Raw genomic sequence first — 18,027 nt, 5'->3', positions numbered from 1 at the left:
TAGCGACTGAGTTTTATCCATCCATCTGCGCTAATTGCTGCCGGAAGAAGTCTACAGCATAGCGTACTTTAGGAATCTGATAGCGAGTCTGCTGATATAGCAGATAAATACCAATAGATGCTTCCAGACTGATTCTGGGAGGGTTAGCCATATCGATTCTGACCAGCCGCCCATCCTGCAGATAAGGTTTCAAGGCCCAGCCAGGCAACAGACATAATCCCCGACCAGTCAGGATATTGTTGATCAGCAGGCCTGATGAGTTGGTCACCAGTACAGTCTCCGGTCGGCACTGTCGATGCCCCAGATGATCCGCCACCCACCAGGGAATTCTGCCATTCGGCCCCCGGTAGTAAATCGCCTTATGCTGTTCCAGCTCTTCCGGTGTCTGCGGACAACCATAACGCTCAATGTATGAAGGGCTGGCACAAAGATAAAACTGGTTTTCCATCACCTTATGGGCCACCAGACGTTTATCCGGCAAAGGCCCTCCACGAAAACAAAGATCAATCCCTTTCAGGGTCAGATCCTGCACCTCGTCAGAAAATTCAGCATCCACCAGCACCTGTGGATAGTGCTGCTGGAAAGTCTCAATCATTGGTACCAGAATACGTTCACCAAATGAAGGCATTGCACTGATCGTCAGAGTACCACTGGGTTCACTCTGATAACTGTTTACCAGTGCCTGGGCATGAGACAGACGTTCACTGATATCCTGACAATGGGACAGATATAATTGCCCGGCTTCGGTCAACCGGATCTGCCGGGTAGAGCGGAACAGCAGCTCAGCTTTCAGCATGCTTTCCAGCGCCGAGACCTGGCGGGAGACACTGGACACCGGCACCCCCAGCTTACTGGCTGCTTTGCTGAAACTGCCATTGTCTGCCACGGCAATAAAATACTCAATGGCTTTTAGCTGATCCACTCTGACCTCTGCTGAGTTAAAACGTTTCGAGCTTGTTGTATTACTGACATCGCTGCACTCTCATTTTTTGCAATTCTAGCAAAACTGATTCCCATATTACCTGCTTAATCAGCAAATAACGCAGAGGTAAGATACTGCACAATCACTGATATTACGGAGCCAGATTCCATGAGCTACAACGCCATTGTGCTGAAACAATACCCTGAAGCCCTGATTGATGAGTCCACCTTTGAAACGCGCCGATTTGAAAGCAAAGCACTGCAGGATGGTGAGTACCGGGTTCAGGTCAGCCACCTGTCACTGGACCCAGCCATGCGAGGCTGGGTCAGCCCCGATCCGAGCAGCTATATTCCACCGGTACAACCCGGAGAAATTATGCGTTCGCTGGGTTTTGGTGTCGTCACAGAATCCCTGAATCCAGATTACCCGGTGGGTACTCAGGTGACAGGTATGACCGGCTGGACTGAACAGATCGTCGCTGGAGAAGGTGAATTGTCTGTTGTACCGGCGCAGGTTAATGCAGAACTGGCTCTGTCGACTCTGGGGATGCCTGGTTTAACGGCCTATCTGGGTTATCACGATATTCTGCAGGCAAAACAGCGCCAGCAGAAATCGCAACAAACCATCGTAGTGACCGGTGCAGCCGGAGCGGTAGGTTCCGTTGTGGTCCAGATGGCTGTTGCCGATGGCCTGAAAGTAATTGCCCTGGCCGGAAGTGAAGATAAAGTGCGGTGGCTGAAAGAAGATCTGGGTGCAGATACAGTGATCAATTACAAAACGGACAATGTTTCTGAAGCACTGACCGCTGCCAGCCCGGACGGTATTGATCTGTTCTTTGAAAATACCGGCGGTGAAGCACAGCACACAGTGATAGAACGCATTAATCCACACGGCAAAGTTGCAGTATGCGGTCTGATAGCCGATTACCACCAGGCAGAAGCGTCACCAGCACCCAGCTGGATTAATCTGATTAAGCGCCGGGCGACGATTGAAGGCTTTGTGATCACCGATCACTTCCATCGCTCAGCGGAACTGGCCAATGGCGTTATGCATTACCTGGAACAGGGCAAAATTCAGAACCGGGTCCATGTTCTGGATGGTCTGGAAGCGGCTAAAGCAGGTGTAAATATGCTGTACAGCGGTGACAACACCGGCAAACTGATTGTTAAGCTGTAAACAACATCAGACCACAGCATCCATAATCTGAAGCCAGATCTGTTTTGTGACTCAGATCCCTCTGAGGATCAGATCTCAGAGAAATCTGATCTATTTTCCCGCATTTAAGATGTCAGGTACCACCCTGACATCTTTCGGTATGCCTGAAAAACCTGGCGTTATTTTCGAGAGCGCAGCTTATACTGACTGGAGCAATAGCCCCGCTCAATACCCGGATGGCGCAACTGCAGATGCTTACTTTTTCGGCCTGATACTCTTTTGCGCCATAAACGGAAAGATGCCGGTTTCAATGATTGCCTCATCAGGGTAATCACTTCGGGTTCTGACAACGACCAGCCGGAAGCGATTGCTTCAAAAGGGGTTCGGTCTTCCCAGGCCATCTCAATAATCCGGGATAAATCACTGTCGGTAAAACCATAATCAGGTTTACGGGACATAGTTCTTTTCTCCTGCAGGCAATCACTTCATTGACTGAATACAACCAGATAAAACTGGCTCGTCATCACGGAGAACTCTGTGTTTTGAGCCACGGCATCGCTTCGAGCAATACAGCACCTGATCCCAGTTTTTCTCCCATTTTTTGCGCCAGCTGAACGGGCGCTGGCAAACCTGGCAAACTTTGACGGGCAGATGTTCTTTTTTCATACCGGAACAACCTGTATCTGATGAACCCTGGCCTCTTATATCCTGAGGCCGAATATAAACCTGATTTATACGGTTTGCACGGGCTGGCAGATTACTATCTCACTCTGACATGACGTTGCAGAATTCTCTGACTTTCTACTTTAACATCAGGCCTGTTACGCCATTGCCACAACAGAGTGCGTGCTGTTTTCCCGGTTGCTGTGATATCGACCACAGGTTCGGAATAATCCCGGCCGATATAGCAGGAAAACATCTGTTGCTCCATAGGTGTCATTTGCCAGGGTTGATGAACCAGCTCATCCGGCAAATCTCTTAGTGCAGGTAACCATTGACGAATAAAAGTGCCATCAGCATCCTGATCAAAAGATTGTTTAACCGGGTTATAGATACGCAGAGTGTTAATTCCGGTTACACCGGCCTGCATCTGAAACTGGGCGTAATGAATACCCGGTTCAAAATCCAGAAAATAACGCGCCAGATGATGAACACCTCGTCTCCAGTCAATCAGCAAGTGATGACATAAAAAGCTCACCAGCATGGCACGCATCCGAAAATTAATGTATCCGGTCTGCTCTAACGCTTTCATACAGGCATCCACCATAGGGTACCCGGTTTTTCCTTGTTGCCAGGCCCGTAGTTTTTGTGTCGAATCAACAGACTCATCAAATGGAAAAGCCTGATAGCCACGATTGATATGCTCCGTTTCCATTCGACATTCACTTTCAAATTTCTGGATAAAGTGACAATGCCAGTGCAAACGGGATGACAAAGCACTTAACGCACGTCTCCAGCCCGGCTCTGACCAGTGCTGCAACAAGAGCTGATAGCACTGACGCAAACTGACACATCCCCATGCCAGATAAGGTGATAAACGTGAACAGGCATCCTGGCTGAGTAAAGGGCTGGATAACTGCTTGTGATAATAACGACCCCGATCATCAAAAAAGCTGTGCAATACCTTTAGTGCCTGTTGCTCACCGCCGGTTTGAAAGGCTGCCGGGTTATCCATCCAGCTTAATGGCCAGCAAAAACAATGGGGAATAACAGAAGCGGCACATTGAATGGAAGCGCCATTAAACCATAGAATCTGATCAGGTCCCGGAGTTGCCAGAGGTGCTTTCATCACCTTTTGCCAGTCACGGTCCCAGCGCTCTCGAGAAGATAAAGCCCGAATCACCGCACCGGATTGCGATTCCAGCCAGGGAATATGATGCTGATCACACCAGAGCCTGACCTGCAAATCTCGCTGAAATGTGCAGAACAGTCCGGTTTCTTCATGACTGAATAAACCTTCAATCCACCGGCCCTGCTCGGCCAGCGCGGACCGGACGGCTGATAATACCTCTGCCGCATGCCCATGCAATACCAGCAAACTGCTCTTTGGTATTCGCTGCTGTATCGTCTGAACAGACTGTCGAATAAAACGCCAGTGTCTGAGATCATAATGCGGATCGGACAGCAGTACCGGTTCAACAATATACAGCAAAAGTACGGGGAAACCGGACTGCGATGCCCGTAATAAAGGTTCATGATCTGATAAGCGTAAATCCCGCTTAAGCCAGACCAGGCAAACGCCTCCGGGGGTGGAGTAAGACACATCCGATGAGATCATGGCTGGTAGCACCACGGTGTTTATCCTGTCACATAAAAAGCTTTCGGGTATTACGCAAACAAAGCCATTCCAGTTCACTGTGGATCGTATTTCTGCTGGAAGGGTACCCGTCGGCAACATCTGAATAAGCAAGTGCAACTGAATCAGCATGTTTAGCAGTAAAATCTGTATGGCCAAACATCCGGGCGATGGCCCTCTCTTATGCAACCGTTACAATTTAATAACGAATCTTCTGCCAGATCATGGGTTCTGGTACTTCATTCCTGCCCCTGATCTATGGAAGAATGAGACAATCATAAGGAATGATTAGACGATAGTCGGAATCAGACTCTTATCTATTGCACGGACTGCCTGACGGTGTTCGGTAAACTTATTCACCTCAGTCATCAAGCAGATCGCTTTAACCACTCTGTTACCCTATCGCAGACAATAAAGCCTGCCCGAACCCTGTATCAAATATGCTCGACCTATAAGAAAAAAGCACAACTATAAAAGAGAGAAACCATCTATGTCATTGTTTCGATTGAACTTTAAACACAACCTGCTTCTGGTTGTCTTGCTGATATCCCTGGGCTTTACCTTTATGGTCTACCTGTCAGTATCCTCACTGGAAGAACAAAGTCTTGCCGCTAAAGATGAAAGTGTACTGGGACAAAGAGGTATTGTACTTGGTCATTTGAAGGCTGAAGTTTCCGCCGCATCGCGCCTGAAAGGTGCTGCTGCTGAAGAACAACTGAAAAGCTTGCTGGATGAGCAGAAAACCGCCCTGGCCACCCTGCGTGCAGAAGGCATGACAGACAGTGCTCAGTTTGAGGAGATGCTGACCCAGTGGGTAGCCGCCAGACAACGTGCCCTGCAAGCCGCCCAGACCATCGGCGTCGATAATCAGCAGGGGCAACGCGGTCAGGCTATTGCTGCACTGGCTGATTTCGAGTCTAAGATGTTCTCTTTTATGAAAGAGAATTTCAGCATGCTGGAAGACTCTGTGCTGTCGATTATCGAATATCGTTCCGACGAGAGCTTTATCGCATACGATGCGGCTATCAAACAACTGGTCGCCAAGCTGGAAGAATTTGGTTTTGAAGAAGCCTTTGCAGACAGACTGGCCACCATTAAAACAGCGGTCAGCGCGCTGATTCAGCTGTCATCCGAGCAGCGCACGGCGGAACAACAAGCCGATGTTCATCTGATCAAACTGAACCGCCTGGTAGAAGACACGCAGGCATCAGTGCTACAAGAGTATGCACTGGCCCGCAATGAATCCGAGAAAGCCAGCCAGCGCACCCGCAACACCTTATTAGTCGCCGGAGCGATCATTGCGATTTCTGCCTGCATTCTGCTGTTACTGGTCTGGCAACGGGCAACCCGCTCTCTGACCGGTACACTGCACTCACTGGAAGATATCGCATCAGGTAATCTGGCAGTGCGCATCGCGGTAAAAGAAGAGCACCCGGATGAGTTTGATGAATTGGGTGCAGCCGTGAATCATCTGGCAGATAGCCTTGGCGATATTCTGGTCAATACCCGCCAGAGCAGCGAACACCTGCAGCAGATGTCCTCCCAGCTTAGCCACACGCTGGATACGATGGTAGCTGATGGCGAACGTACCGAGCAGGAAACCGGAACCGTCGCCTCTGCTATCAGAGAGATCAGCCAGACGGTTACTGAAATGGCCGCCGCATCTGAAGAAACCAACCGGTTATCAAACAGTGCACAGCAAGCCACAGAACATGGCGGTGCAGTCATCACAGAGGCGTTAGGGGCTCTTGAACAAACATCCGATCTGTTTGGTGATCTTCATCAGCAGATTAAGGGGCTGAATGAGTCCTCCAGACAGATTGATGGCGTGACCGATATTATTAATGGCCTGGCAGAGCAGACCAATCTTCTGGCGCTGAATGCTGCTATCGAAGCCGCCCGTGCAGGAGAAGCCGGTCGGGGCTTTTCTGTTGTAGCAGACGAGGTCCGTTCACTATCTGAAGAAACCTCCTCAGCGACCGCACGAATCGATGAAATTATTACCCGCATGCAGAAACAGCTGAACGGTATCCAGCAATCTATGGACCAGGGAATCAGTCAGGTCGATCAGGGTAAGCAGCAAGGCGCAGGAGCCATTCAGGAGATGCAGCAGATCCGGCGTTTGTTCAGTGATGTCAGTGATCGCAATCAACAACAGTCTGTCAGTATTGAGCAGATATCAGCAACGGCACAATCCATTGCTGTCAGCATGGATACAGTGCTGACCAATATATCAAAAGCTTCAGATAAGAATAAAGAAATTGATCAGTTCTCAGGTAATGTTGTCCAGCAGGCTGAACAACTCTTGCAGACCACTTCAGCATTCCATGTCTGATGACATCATAATATATTCAGACTAATCTTTTCTTACTTCAGATCACTGGGGAGTATAACGAAGCCCCAGTGATTTTACAGACATAACCTACACCTGGAACTGTGCCGTACTCCGGGCCTGTTGCTGCGCATTAGCTGCCTGCATATCAATGGCATCATGCCTGATGAAGAACAAAGCAGATTGAGAAGACAAAAAAGCCGCTACAGGAGCGCGGCTTTTAAGACTATAAGGGATGTGCTGTTAATCAGGCAGTGACAAAAATCAGCGAGCCCGGCAGGAAGAAGAATACGGCAGACACATACCCGAATGCGATACGACGCTTCACTGCAGCCAGTGCCGCCAGCTTCTCAGCCAGGATCAGCGGCAGGTTACGCAGGAAGGGAATGCTGAAGATAGTAATCACTGCCAGGACGTTATAACTCAGATGCACCAAAGCAATCTGCAGAGCAAAGATCGCCATATCTCCGCTCACGGCTGTTGCAGCCAGCAGAGCAGTAATACAGGTACCAATGTTTGCACCCAGCGTAAATGGATAGATATCTTTCAGTTTCAGAACACCTGTACCAACCAGAGGTACCATCAGGCTGGTCGTTGTAGAAGAAGACTGCACCAATACCGTTACGATACTTCCAGACGCAATACCGGTTACCGGACCACGGCCGATAGCACCATGCAACATCTCTTTTGCACGACCTACCAGAGCTTTCTTCAGCAGTTTGCCCACATAAGCAACAGAGAAGATAATCAGAGCGATACCCAGAACAATCATCGCCATGCCGCTGGTGGGTTCGGGTAGTACAGAGAACAGGTCTTTAGCTGCGCCAGTCACAGGTTTAATCAAAGGCTTGATAAAGTTCATGCTCTTCATGCTCAGAGACTCACCGCCAACCAGAAGAGCCGCCAGGTAAGCACTGGCTTTTTCCAGCATGCCAAACATCAGTTCCAGTGGCAGAAAGATGATAACCGCCATCAGATTAAAGAAGTCATGCACCGTTGCCGCCGCGAACGCGAGACGGAATTCATCCCGGTTACGAATATGGCCCAGGCTGACAATCGTATTGGTGATTGTGGTGCCGATGTTAGCTCCCATAATCATAGGAATTGCCGCTTCAACCGGAAGACCACCGGCGACCAGCCCTACAATAATTGAGGTTACGGTACTGGAAGATTGAATCAGTGCCGTCGCTACCGTACCAATCATCAGACCAACAAACGGGTTTGAAGCAAACTCAAACAGCTCTTTTGCGTGACCGGCTGTCGCCCATTTGAAACCGGTGCCAATCATGCCAACGGCGACCAGAAGCAGATAAATCAGGGAGGTAATACCCACCCAGCGGATAATGTTCTGTTGCGTGGTAGATGTTGCTGTGTTCATCGATAAGTCCTGACACAAACCTGAAAATATAAAGCGGAGATCGGTGTGAAATCCGGGTTTTGAAGTTTAGTGGCAGGCATTATCTGACAGTTTTATTACTCAAATATTACAGCAGTGAAACATATCGGAAACCTGGTGGAAATATTTCGTGACGGTTACAACGACAAAGAATAAGAAGCATCAGATGCAAATAAAAGCACAGCAAAATATCAGTCAAAGCTCATTCAGAACCTGTGCTAACGGCTTATTTATCTTGTAATTTCCACTTCACTGAAGGCCCCAAAGCCAAATCTCAGGTGCGTAGGTGAGGTTCCCCTGGCGGTATTAACTGCGATTAGATAATCAGTAAGTAAAGAAAAACCGCCTGATCCTGTATCAGAGTCAGGCGGTTTATACAGATCAGAACTTATAACGAGCATTCAGAGTCGCATTCAGCTTCTCACCATAACCACAGTCGGTACCTTCAGAGCGGCACCAGGAGATGTACGTTTTATCTGTCACATTTTTGATATCTGCAGTGAAGTCCCAGTTACCTGTACGATAGCCCACCATAGCATCAACCAGGGTCACACCATCAATAACAGGAGCTCCACCCCAGCCTGTTGTTGAACCAGTACGACGGACACCAAGACCAGCACGCCAATTACTATTGAACAGATAGCTACCCCAGACACTGCTCTGACGCTCAGCAACATAAGGCAGACGACCACCATTGCCATCTTCAGCATCAATATCGGCATGATTGAACTTCACACTCAGACTGTTCCAGCTCTTAGATGCTTCCAGCTCCCAGCCTTTAATACGAGCACCGACCTGCTGTAACCCACCTGGTGTCGAGCCATTAGTTACCCGATTCTTCTGTTCTATGTCGAAGTGCGCCAGAGTGATTGTGGTGGATTTATCTGCAGACAGGTATTTAATACCGGTTTCAACCTGCTCACCTTCTGTTGGCTCCAGCGTCCCCCCCATACCATCACTACCGGTATTCGCCTCAAAGGATTCGGAGTAACTGATATAAGGTGATACTCCGTTATCAAACTGGTACATCAGGCCCAGCAATTTGGTTGTTTCACTGGCTTTGACACTACCCGTACCTTCGGTAATGGTCTTGACGGTGTCTCTGCGCAGTGCTGCAGACAGTACAAAATCATTCCAGTTGATATGGTCGCTGATGTAAAAACCCAGCTGTTCCGTCGTGACCGATGGTGGATCTATGGTCCCGGCAATGGGTGCCACACTGCCATACACCGGATTATAAGCATTGATTCCGGTACCGGCCTGTCTGGCCAGATCCCACTCATCAATCTCAATATCCTGACTATCAAAACCGAAAGTCAGACGATGACGGGTTGTACCCAGCGAGATATCACCGTTCAGGCGAATATCGGTATTCAGACCTTCCGTACTTTTATCAACCACATACTGCGTGCGACCGATATAGCCTTCAGCATCCGGTGCATAGCCAATATTTGCCCAGTGTTCCCTGGTACTGGTCTCAGCATCAACGTAACGAGCCACACCGGACAGGCTCCAGCGTTCATTAAATTTATGATTCAGCTCTGCCGTCAGTGCTGACTGCTCACGATCATATTTGTCCCAACCTGGCTCACCTACAAAAGTTGATGGCTTCAGCTGTCCCAGAGGCCCGGGCCAGATGGTACCCTGCGATGGCAAAAACTGAGCAGTAATACCGCCATCACGTTTCTGATAGTTGTACATCAGAGTAACATCAGTTGCATCACTGGCACGCCAGGTCAGAGAGGGACTGAACAGGACTTCGTTATCTTCAACATGATCCACCTGGGTATCACTGTCCCGCTTCAGGCCGATAACCCGGAACAGCACCTTACCCTCTTTATCCAGAGGCCCGGTCCAGTCTGCAGCCAGCTGCTTACGATCAAATGAGCCCACTTGCGCCCAGATTTCACCTTTTTCAGTCTCTTCAGGCCGTTTGGTGACCGAATTAACGATACCGCCCACAGAGCCCTGTCCATACAATACCGATGATGGACCTTTTAATACTTCAATCTGTTCCAGAGCATAAGTACTCGGCCGCACATTATTGTAATACCCATAATCAGCGCGCAAACCATCCAGATATTTCACCGGATCAACGCCGCGAATGGTGTGAGAGTCCACTCGGGTATCAATACCAAATGCACCGGCATAAACACCGGCAGAATACAGCAAAGCATCCTGGATATTCTTAGCACCGGTTTCCTGAATAAAATCCTGACTAACAACAGAGACAGAATAAGGCAGCTCTTCGACATTAACGCCATTTTTACTGACATTTGAAATGTCGCCCAGCGGGGATAATGTCAATCCTGAACCACTGCCGGTCACAGTAATGGTTTCTCCTTCCACCGGAGTGGTGTCGTTAGCCTGAACCTGCAGACTTGCAGTCAGGGCTGCAGTGATACTAAACGCAAGATAGGAATAGCGGAACATTCAGAGGGACTCCTGAAAGCTTTATTTTTAATAATAATGATTATCATGTAGATTCTACCATCAGGATAAAACAAAGAAAACCAGACGTCTCTGAATGACGCATCAGGAAATGACCTTATAGAATAATCAGTCGCTTTGAATACAGACCGATAGATAAAAAGTGCAGAAGGCAGTAGTAACCACCAGACATAAAAAAACCGCAGACTGAGCTGCGGTTCTTTTCAACCCGGATAAAGCTCCGGATCAGGCAATCAAAGCAGAATTACTTATCTGCTTCGAATGCTTCGATAGACTTAACAATTGCATCGCGAGCAGCTTCTGCATTAGCCCAGCCATCCACTTTAACCCACTTGCCATCTTCCAGATCTTTGTAGTTCTCGAAGAAGTGAGTGATCTGCTGGCGCAGCAGCTCAGGGATGTCATCTACATCCTGAATTTCTTTATAAACAGTGGTCAGTTTGTCGTGCGGTACAGCAACCAGCTTAGCGTCAGGACCTGCTTCGTCAGTCATGTTCAGAACGCCAACCGGACGGCAGCGGATCACAGAACCAGGCAGAACCGGGTAAGGAGTGATCACCAGAACGTCCAGTGGGTCACCATCTTCAGACAGCGTGTTCGGGATGAAACCGTAGTTTGCAGGGTAGAACATAGGGGTTGCCATAAAACGGTCAACCATGATTGCACTGAACTCTTTTTCGATCTCATATTTGATCGGAGAGCTGTTTGCAGGAATTTCGATCGCTACATAGATGTCGTGTGGTGCGTCTTTGCCTGCAGGAATTTTATCAAAGTCCATCGTTCTGACCCCAGAATTGATATTGAATGATTGTTAGTCGGACAGGAACAAAAAATGCATCTGTCCATCTTAAACTGGCCTGGGATTATATCGGCAGACTGAACTTAATTCCATCCGGGGTGTTACAGATTCCTACTAAAGAACCAGCGGGAAAAAAATGACATGGATGGTATATAAGTCAGTGCAGCAGTCATACGGCTGTTGCATAATACGAACCTTATCTGACTGACCGGACAGAATGGCTCTTTTTACTGCCCGAATTCAGGTAAGCCAGAGTGACATAAGCGATTTAACTGCACTGCATTGGTGCAGATTCGGGTGAAGCGTAGCATGACCAGAGACAGTCAGCTGAAAATCAGTTACGGACAATCTTTCATTGCACCGGATAAAAGTTCGGTGCGTTCCACTATGTCAGTGCGAGTACCTGACGGTTCAGCACTAGCGGCAAAAGGCATCGCGGCAGTGGTTGCAGACTCCACCTGGAGAAATGTGATTGCCAAGCAAGCGGCTGAGACCTGTGTTCGTGGTTTTCTGGCAGATTATTACGCCACACCGGATAACTGGGATGTCAAAACATCAGCCACCAAAGTACTGAGCGCATTGAATGGCTGGTTATTCAGTCAGGGTAAAAGTGTCGCTAACGGTAACTATATCAGCTCATTCAGCAGCATCGTACTGAGGGGCCGTCAGGGACATCTGTTTCATATGGGCGACACCCTGGTATATCGCCTGAGAGGTGGTGAGTTTGAGCAGTTGAATCGAGAACATACGAATTTTATGGGAGGTTATCGCTATCCATCCAGAGCCCTTGGACTGGACCCCAGTGTAGATATCGATTATCTGCAATTCTCAGTTAATCAGGGCGATATTCTGTTATTTACCACTCAGGCTGCAAAAGGCACTCTGGTCACCTCAGATTACGTTCAACTGATACGACAGCATGCGTCCGATCTTAATATGGCCTGTGATCAGATACTGCAAAGTGCCGTACAGAAAGCCAGCGCCCGAGGATACAGCAGTACTCACTTCAGCTTTCAACTGGTGCGCATCGATATGTTGCCAGAAGAATCAGGAGAAACTCTGGGTGATGCTTTTGGTGCACTGCCAGTACCGCCTGACCTGAATGAAGGCGAAGAACTGGACGGCTACCGCATACTGGAAGTACTGAGTAAAAGCAACATGAGCTGCATTTATCGGGTTCAGGACAAGCGTACTGAGCGTGAAATGGTACTCAAAGCACCGTCACCACAACTGGCCGGACGCAAAGACTTTTTACGCCAGTTCAGTATGCAGCAATGGGTTGTTGAGCGGGTTAACTCCCCCTATGTCGCCAAAATTGTTGATGCCTCCCGTCCCCGGAATTATTTGTACTATCTGCGGGAATATGTTGATGGCCGTACCCTATCCGAGTGGATTGCTCAGAACCCCCATGCCGAACTGCGTCGTCAGACAGATCTGATAGAACAGATGGTAAAAGCCGTAAGAGCACTGCATCGTCGCGACATTTTATGTCAGGGGCTGCACCCGGATAATATTATGGTTGATCAGCAGGGTATGATTAAGCTGATCGACTTTGCCTCCTGTGCGGTACCAGGCATGGATGATCTGCCAGAGCCTCTGGCCATTGCCCGAGCTGCAGGCTTCCATAGCTATACCGCACCTGAGTATCGTCTGAATAGAGACCCCGGACCAGCAGCTGACCAGTTCTCCCTGGCTGCAATTGCCTACTGGATGCTGACCGGACAAAAACCTTATGCCGGACAGATGGAGTTATTGCATAGCCGTGCCGATTTCTCCAGACTGGAGTATATGCCCAGTTTCCAGTACAACCCTATGATTCCTGTCTGGCTGGATGGAGCGCTGCGCAGAGCGTTACAACCTAACCCCGAGCTCAGATATCGCCGGTTGTCTGAGTTTGTCTATGACCTGAAAAAGCCAAATCCACACTATATTAAAGAAGGCAATATGCCACTGGCAGAACGAAACCCGTTGTTTTTCTGGAAGGGGTTATCCGGTATCCTGCTGCTTTTACTACTGGCCAGCCTGATGCACTGATATTCAGAGCATCAACCACCAGTACTGGATATTTCTGGAATTTGCTTAATTATGACTGAATCGACCCAAAAACCTTCTGACACAACCAACCGATCAGACGGACGCTCTGACCCTCTTCATGGCGTCAAACTGGAGCAGATTCTGAATGAACTGGTAGAAGAGCTTGGCTGGCGAGAGCTGGCCGAACAGGTGCCGGTCAACTGTTTTAAAAGTAATCCCAGCGTTAAATCCAGCCTTAAATTTCTGCGAAAAACCCCATGGGCACGCCAGAAAGTTGAGAGCCTCTACCTGAGAATGAAAGGTTTTTCATCTAATAAACGAGCCACGAAGACACCTCGTGCACTGGATGCGGAACAGAGCAGAGAGCGCCATTCAGAACCTCGTAAAAGCAGGAATAACCAGCCTCGGAAATCTTTATCACTGCCGACTAAAAAGAGATCAACCCAGGGAGATAGTCAGGGAAGTAGGGCAAACCCCTGGCAGAATGCCCGTCCTGGCGGCCACAACAAACAGGATGACTAATAACTACTCTGGCTTGTATAAGAGCTATCATTGATAGCTCTTTGAATATACGACTATTTTGTTCCTGGTTTTCGCTGTAATGCTCAGGTGGTTGCCGGATAAAAGACCTTTCAATCATCCCGGATTGTGAGAGCAAAAGCAGGCATGCATTTACAGCTGATTAAAATCAATCTGGTATTGCTATATGCTACCTATTCAATATTAAGAACAGATGTTGGCTCCTGTACAATATTCTGAAAAAACCAGCTTTTAAATGTATCAAGTGCTTTATTATTTTTATTACTTTCAGAGTAGGTTAGATAGTGTAACTTTTCTTTGTATTGAACCGCCATATCTCCTACCCTGACAAGCTGACCTTGTTCAATCATTGGAGCTACCAACTGATGCCAGCCAAGACTCACCCCCTGATGATTCAGGGCCATCTGAATCAACATGTTATAGTCGTTAGTGCTAAAAGTATGTCGTTTATAGTCAGCAGACATATTCAAATCGATACCCTGGCTATTGAACCAAACGCCCCAATCGACATGTTCAGCAATCTGAGAGCGTCCATAAGGGCTCAGGTTTAGTAGTGTAGATTTTTGCAGTCCTTCCAGGCTTTTAATATCCGGGTGCTGCTCGAGAAACAAGGGAGAACACACCGGAAAAACCAGATCATAAAATAACGGAATAGAGTGATATCCATCCCTGGGATCACAGGCTTTATTAATGAAGACGTCAGGATGTACACCTTTTTCTATATTCAGAAAGTTGTTAGTCGTCACAATATTGATATCTATTTCCGGATTGGATGCAAAAAAAACGGGTAAACGGATTGAAAGCCAGAAAGCAGAAAAGGCCGGAGAACAGCAAATAGTCAACTCTTGTTTTATCTTTCGACTGTTTTCAATGCGTTGGGCTGCCTGAGCAATATTGACAAAAGAGAGGTATACCGCATCGTAAAAGATAGAACCGACTTCAGTCAATTCGACAGCCCGACCAGCACGCTTAAACAACTTAACGCCCAGAGAAGCTTCCAGTTCACGAATCTGACGACTTATGGCTGCCTGAGATACACATAGAGCTTCAGCTGCACGGGTAAAATTTTGATACTTGGCTGCAGCGACAAAAGACTTTACTGCTCTTAAAGAGGGCATTTTTACAAGAATTTGATCTGGTTCAGCATTTTTTACCATAACAGTCAGGCATTCAATCAAAAAGTGAGTAAAAGTATATACCGTGCCTATAGCAGGCCCTACTGTCAAGATAGTTAAACAACAAAATCAATATCTCCTACGATAAGTCTTATCGCAAAGGAAAAGGTTATTCAGATATTTTATAAATAAACTGTGAGTATGGCGTGTACGCAAAACTTACTGGATTGCCCGGGCAACTGAGATCAGACAAAGCATTTATTAATTTTTAAACTGATGATGATAACCTGACGTTATTCTTTGCATTAAAAAAAGGTTGATTGTGGATCATATTAGCCTCGTTAACATTTAGTTAAGCTCGGATACAGCTTCAAGAAGCCCTTACTCCGATTTAAAACAATGATAACGAAGGTGATTCGAATGCATTTCGAAGGAATATATACCCCGGTCATTACACCTTTCCGGGAAGATTACTCCATTGACTTTGATGCCTATGCAGCACATGTAACATTCCTGTTGGAATCCGGAGTACACGGTCTGATGATTGGCGGAACCACAGGTGAATACTATGTGGAAAGCCATGAAGAGCGTGTAGAGCTGCTTAAGATTGCCCGTCAGATTTGTGGTGATCAGCTACAGATCATTTTTGGTACCGGCTCTATTGACCCGGATGCGTCTATCAAGCTGGCTGAAGATGGTGCTAAGCACGAAGCCGATGTGCTTCTGGTTGCGACACCGCCTTATTCTCTGCCTACCCAGCGGGAATTGGCGCTGCACGCCCTGACAATCGATCGTGCCGCCAACATGCCTATCATGCTGTACAACTACCCGGATCGTATGGGCGTCAACATGGAAGAAGAGTTCCTGGACCGGGTGGGTAGTTCAGCCAATTTCTGCGGTATTAAAGAAAGCTCTGGTGATATTAACCGCTTGCACATGCTGGCCAGGGATTACCCTCATATTCAGGTCTCCTGTGGTATGGATGATCAGGCGCTGGAGTTCTTCGCCTGGGGTGCTAAAAGCTGGGTTTGTGCCGGTTCTAACTTCCTGCCCAAAGAACACATTGCACTGTATCAGGCCTGTGTACAGGCAAACGACTTCAGTAAAGGTCGTCGAATTATGTCCGCTATGATGCCTTTAATGCGCGTGCTGGAGCAGGGCGGCAAATTTATTCAGAGCGTTAAATATGGCGTGACACTGGATGGTCGCTACGCAGGAGAAGTGCGTAAGCCTCTGCGTGGTTTGAATAAAGAAGAAAAAATCGCGATGGCTCAGGTTGTTAAAAACCTGAAAATCACCATCGCCAGCATTCTGGCTGAAGATAACAGTGGTGTGTTGGCAGACAGTTTAAACAGTGGAATTGAACAAGCCGAAAAGCTTGTTGTTGAGGCGGGAGAATAGTGATGTCAAATATGTTAACTCTTGAAGAATACCAGGCCATTGCTGCAGCACTGACACCACCATCCATGAGCTTTATTGATGGTAGTTTTCGTCCATCGGTAACCGGCAATACATTTGAAACCACTAACCCGGCCACAGGTGAAGTACTGGCTAATATTGCGGCGTGCAATAAAGATGACGTTGACTTTGCCGTACAAAAAGCACGGGAAGCATTTGATGATGGTCGCTGGAGCCGTCTGCATCCAGGTGAGCGTAAAGCCACACTGCTGAAGCTATGTCGCCTGATTGAAGAGAACAGCGATGAACTGGCTGTACTGGAAAGCCTGGACTCCGGTAAGCCGATTGTAGACTGTGTCAATATTGATATTCCGGAGTTTGTTCACACTCTGACCTGGCATGCGGAAAGCATCGACAAAATCTACGACCAGACTGCACCGGTTGGCCCAGACGCGATTTCCATGATTGTACGTGAGCCTATTGGTGTCGTAGGTGCTGTCCTGCCCTGGAATTTCCCTCTGTTGATGCTGGCATGGAAAATTGCCCCAGCTTTAGCTGCTGGCTGTTCTATGGTGATCAAACCCGCCGCACAAACGACGCTGACAGCTTTGAAAATTGCTGAACTGGCGGCTCAGGCCGGTCTGCCAAAAGGCATACTGAATATGGTTACCGGCAGTGGCCGTGAGGTCGGCGAGCCTCTGGGCTGTCACATGGACGTTGATATGGTGACCTTTACCGGCTCTACAGATACGGGCCGTCGTTTCCTGCGCTACGCTGCTGACTCCAATCTGAAAAAAGTTGTGCTGGAGCTGGGTGGTAAAAACCCCTGTATCGTACTGGATGATGCAGAAGACCTGGATAAAGTGGCTGAGCAAGTGTGTGCCGCCGCGTTCTGGAATATGGGTGAAAACTGCTCGGCTGGCTCTCGCCTGATAGTCCAGGAAGGCATCAAAGATGCGTTGATGGAGCGTATCAAAGTTCATGCCCGCAGCTGGAAAACCGGTAATCCTCTGGACCCATCCAACCAACTGGGCGCCATGATTGACTCTGGTCACTTTGCTAAGGTTGCCAGCTATCTGGATGCCGGTAAAGAAGCCGGACACCCATTGGTGCTCGGAGGCGAGACGATGGACGGTGTCTTTATCCAGCCGACGATTTTTGATGGCGTGAGTAATAAAGACAAGCTGGCGCGCGAAGAGATCTTTGGCCCTATCCTGTCGGTTATTACTGTAGCCAGCTATGAAGAGGCGATTCAAGTTGCCAATGATACCGAGTACGGATTGGCCGCCTCAGTGTTTACCGCCAACTCGAAGAAAGCACTGCGGGCCGCGCAAGCGATACAAGCAGGCACGGTCACTGTTAACTGCTTTGGTGAGGGTGATATCACCACGCCATTTGGTGGTTATAAGCAGTCAGGCTTCGGCGGCAGGGACAACTCAATTCATGCTCATGACCAATATACAGAGTTGAAAACAATCTGGGTTGATCTTAGCGATGATGCTGTAGATGGCAGTATCGATTAGTAGATTATCTCTGAAACTTTTTGACCGCTGGAAAGAGCTGAGTTACACGGCTCTCGGCTCTTTCCG

14 protein-coding genes are annotated in these 18,027 nt (G+C 48.2%); 6 read left to right on the top strand and 8 right to left on the bottom strand.

Translation table 11 applies throughout. The features are described from left to right. Positions 1–13: 13 nt before the first annotated feature. Positions 14–922, bottom strand: a complete 909-nt coding sequence (locus H4O21_RS16910; protein WP_182810059.1) for a LysR family transcriptional regulator — start codon at positions 920–922, stop codon at positions 14–16. Between the two features lie 168 nt (positions 923–1,090). On the opposite strand from H4O21_RS16910, the gene H4O21_RS16905 reads away from it, so the two are divergent. Continuing rightward, a complete protein-coding gene (locus tag H4O21_RS16905; protein WP_182810058.1) occupies positions 1,091–2,098 on the top strand; it encodes an NADP-dependent oxidoreductase in 1,008 nt (335 codons plus the stop codon). 158 nt (positions 2,099–2,256) lie between these two features. On the opposite strand, the gene H4O21_RS16900 is transcribed toward H4O21_RS16905, so the two are convergent. From H4O21_RS16900 to H4O21_RS16890, 3 genes are all read right to left on the bottom strand, one after another. Beyond that, positions 2,257–2,535 carry a TIGR03643 family protein gene (locus tag H4O21_RS16900; RefSeq protein WP_182810057.1) on the bottom strand — a complete coding sequence of 93 codons (279 nt, stop codon included), beginning with the start codon at positions 2,533–2,535 and terminating at the stop codon, positions 2,257–2,259. A gap of 22 nt (positions 2,536–2,557) precedes the next feature. Beyond that, complete coding sequence (locus tag H4O21_RS16895) at positions 2,558–2,743, bottom strand: DUF2256 domain-containing protein (protein ID WP_182810056.1); 186 nt, start codon at positions 2,741–2,743, stop codon at positions 2,558–2,560. A 94-nt stretch (positions 2,744–2,837) separates the two neighbouring features. Then, entirely contained in the window at positions 2,838–4,370 is a 1,533-nt protein-coding gene (locus H4O21_RS16890; RefSeq protein WP_368737562.1) for an FAD-binding domain-containing protein, read from the bottom strand. Positions 4,371–4,863: 493 nt separating this feature from the next. On the opposite strand from H4O21_RS16890, the gene H4O21_RS16885 reads away from it, so the two are divergent. Further along, complete coding sequence (locus tag H4O21_RS16885; RefSeq protein WP_182810055.1) at positions 4,864–6,708, top strand: methyl-accepting chemotaxis protein; 1,845 nt, start codon at positions 4,864–4,866, stop codon at positions 6,706–6,708. A gap of 244 nt (positions 6,709–6,952) precedes the next feature. On the opposite strand, the gene H4O21_RS16880 is transcribed toward H4O21_RS16885, so the two are convergent. From H4O21_RS16880 to ppa, 3 genes are all read right to left on the bottom strand, one after another. Beyond that, complete coding sequence (locus tag H4O21_RS16880) at positions 6,953–8,083, bottom strand: Na/Pi symporter (RefSeq protein WP_182810054.1); 1,131 nt, start codon at positions 8,081–8,083, stop codon at positions 6,953–6,955. Between the two features lie 399 nt (positions 8,084–8,482). Continuing rightward, positions 8,483–10,534 (bottom strand): TonB-dependent siderophore receptor, encoded by a 2,052-nt coding sequence (locus tag H4O21_RS16875; RefSeq protein ID WP_182810053.1) that lies wholly within the window; start codon positions 10,532–10,534, stop codon positions 8,483–8,485. 262 nt (positions 10,535–10,796) lie between these two features. After that, the gene (gene ppa, locus H4O21_RS16870) at positions 10,797–11,330 is read right to left on the bottom strand and encodes an inorganic diphosphatase (RefSeq protein ID WP_182810052.1); all 534 of its coding nucleotides are present in this window, start codon (positions 11,328–11,330) and stop codon (positions 10,797–10,799) included. A 330-nt stretch (positions 11,331–11,660) separates the two neighbouring features. Between ppa and H4O21_RS16865 the strand changes: the two genes are divergently transcribed. Together H4O21_RS16865 and H4O21_RS27820 are read left to right on the top strand one after the other, a co-directional pair. Then, positions 11,661–13,385: a bifunctional serine/threonine-protein phosphatase/kinase gene (locus H4O21_RS16865; RefSeq protein WP_255487346.1), complete on the top strand. Its 1,725-nt coding sequence runs from the start codon at positions 11,661–11,663 to the stop codon at positions 13,383–13,385. A gap of 51 nt (positions 13,386–13,436) precedes the next feature. Then, positions 13,437–13,907 carry a VF530 family protein gene (locus H4O21_RS27820; RefSeq protein ID WP_182810051.1) on the top strand — a complete coding sequence of 157 codons (471 nt, stop codon included), beginning with the start codon at positions 13,437–13,439 and terminating at the stop codon, positions 13,905–13,907. Between the two features lie 191 nt (positions 13,908–14,098). Here the strand turns inward: H4O21_RS27820 and H4O21_RS16855 are convergent, their stop codons facing one another. Further along, on the bottom strand, positions 14,099–15,082 hold the full coding sequence (locus H4O21_RS16855) for a LysR family transcriptional regulator (protein WP_182810050.1): 984 nt from the start codon (positions 15,080–15,082) through the stop codon (positions 14,099–14,101). 378 nt (positions 15,083–15,460) lie between these two features. On the opposite strand from H4O21_RS16855, the gene H4O21_RS16850 reads away from it, so the two are divergent. After that, positions 15,461–16,441 (top strand): dihydrodipicolinate synthase family protein, encoded by a 981-nt coding sequence (locus H4O21_RS16850; RefSeq protein ID WP_182810049.1) that lies wholly within the window; start codon positions 15,461–15,463, stop codon positions 16,439–16,441. Positions 16,442–16,443: 2 nt separating this feature from the next. Then, a complete protein-coding gene (locus tag H4O21_RS16845) occupies positions 16,444–17,961 on the top strand; it encodes an aldehyde dehydrogenase (protein ID WP_182810048.1) in 1,518 nt (505 codons plus the stop codon). Positions 17,962–18,027: the final 66 nt, after the last annotated feature.

The organism is Oceanospirillum sediminis, from assembly GCF_014164585.1.
Taxonomy (GTDB): Bacteria; Pseudomonadota; Gammaproteobacteria; order Pseudomonadales; family Halomonadaceae; genus Oceanospirillum; species Oceanospirillum sediminis.
The sequence above is the reverse complement of the archived record's forward strand: the minus strand, read 5'-3'. Positions and strand labels throughout refer to the sequence as shown.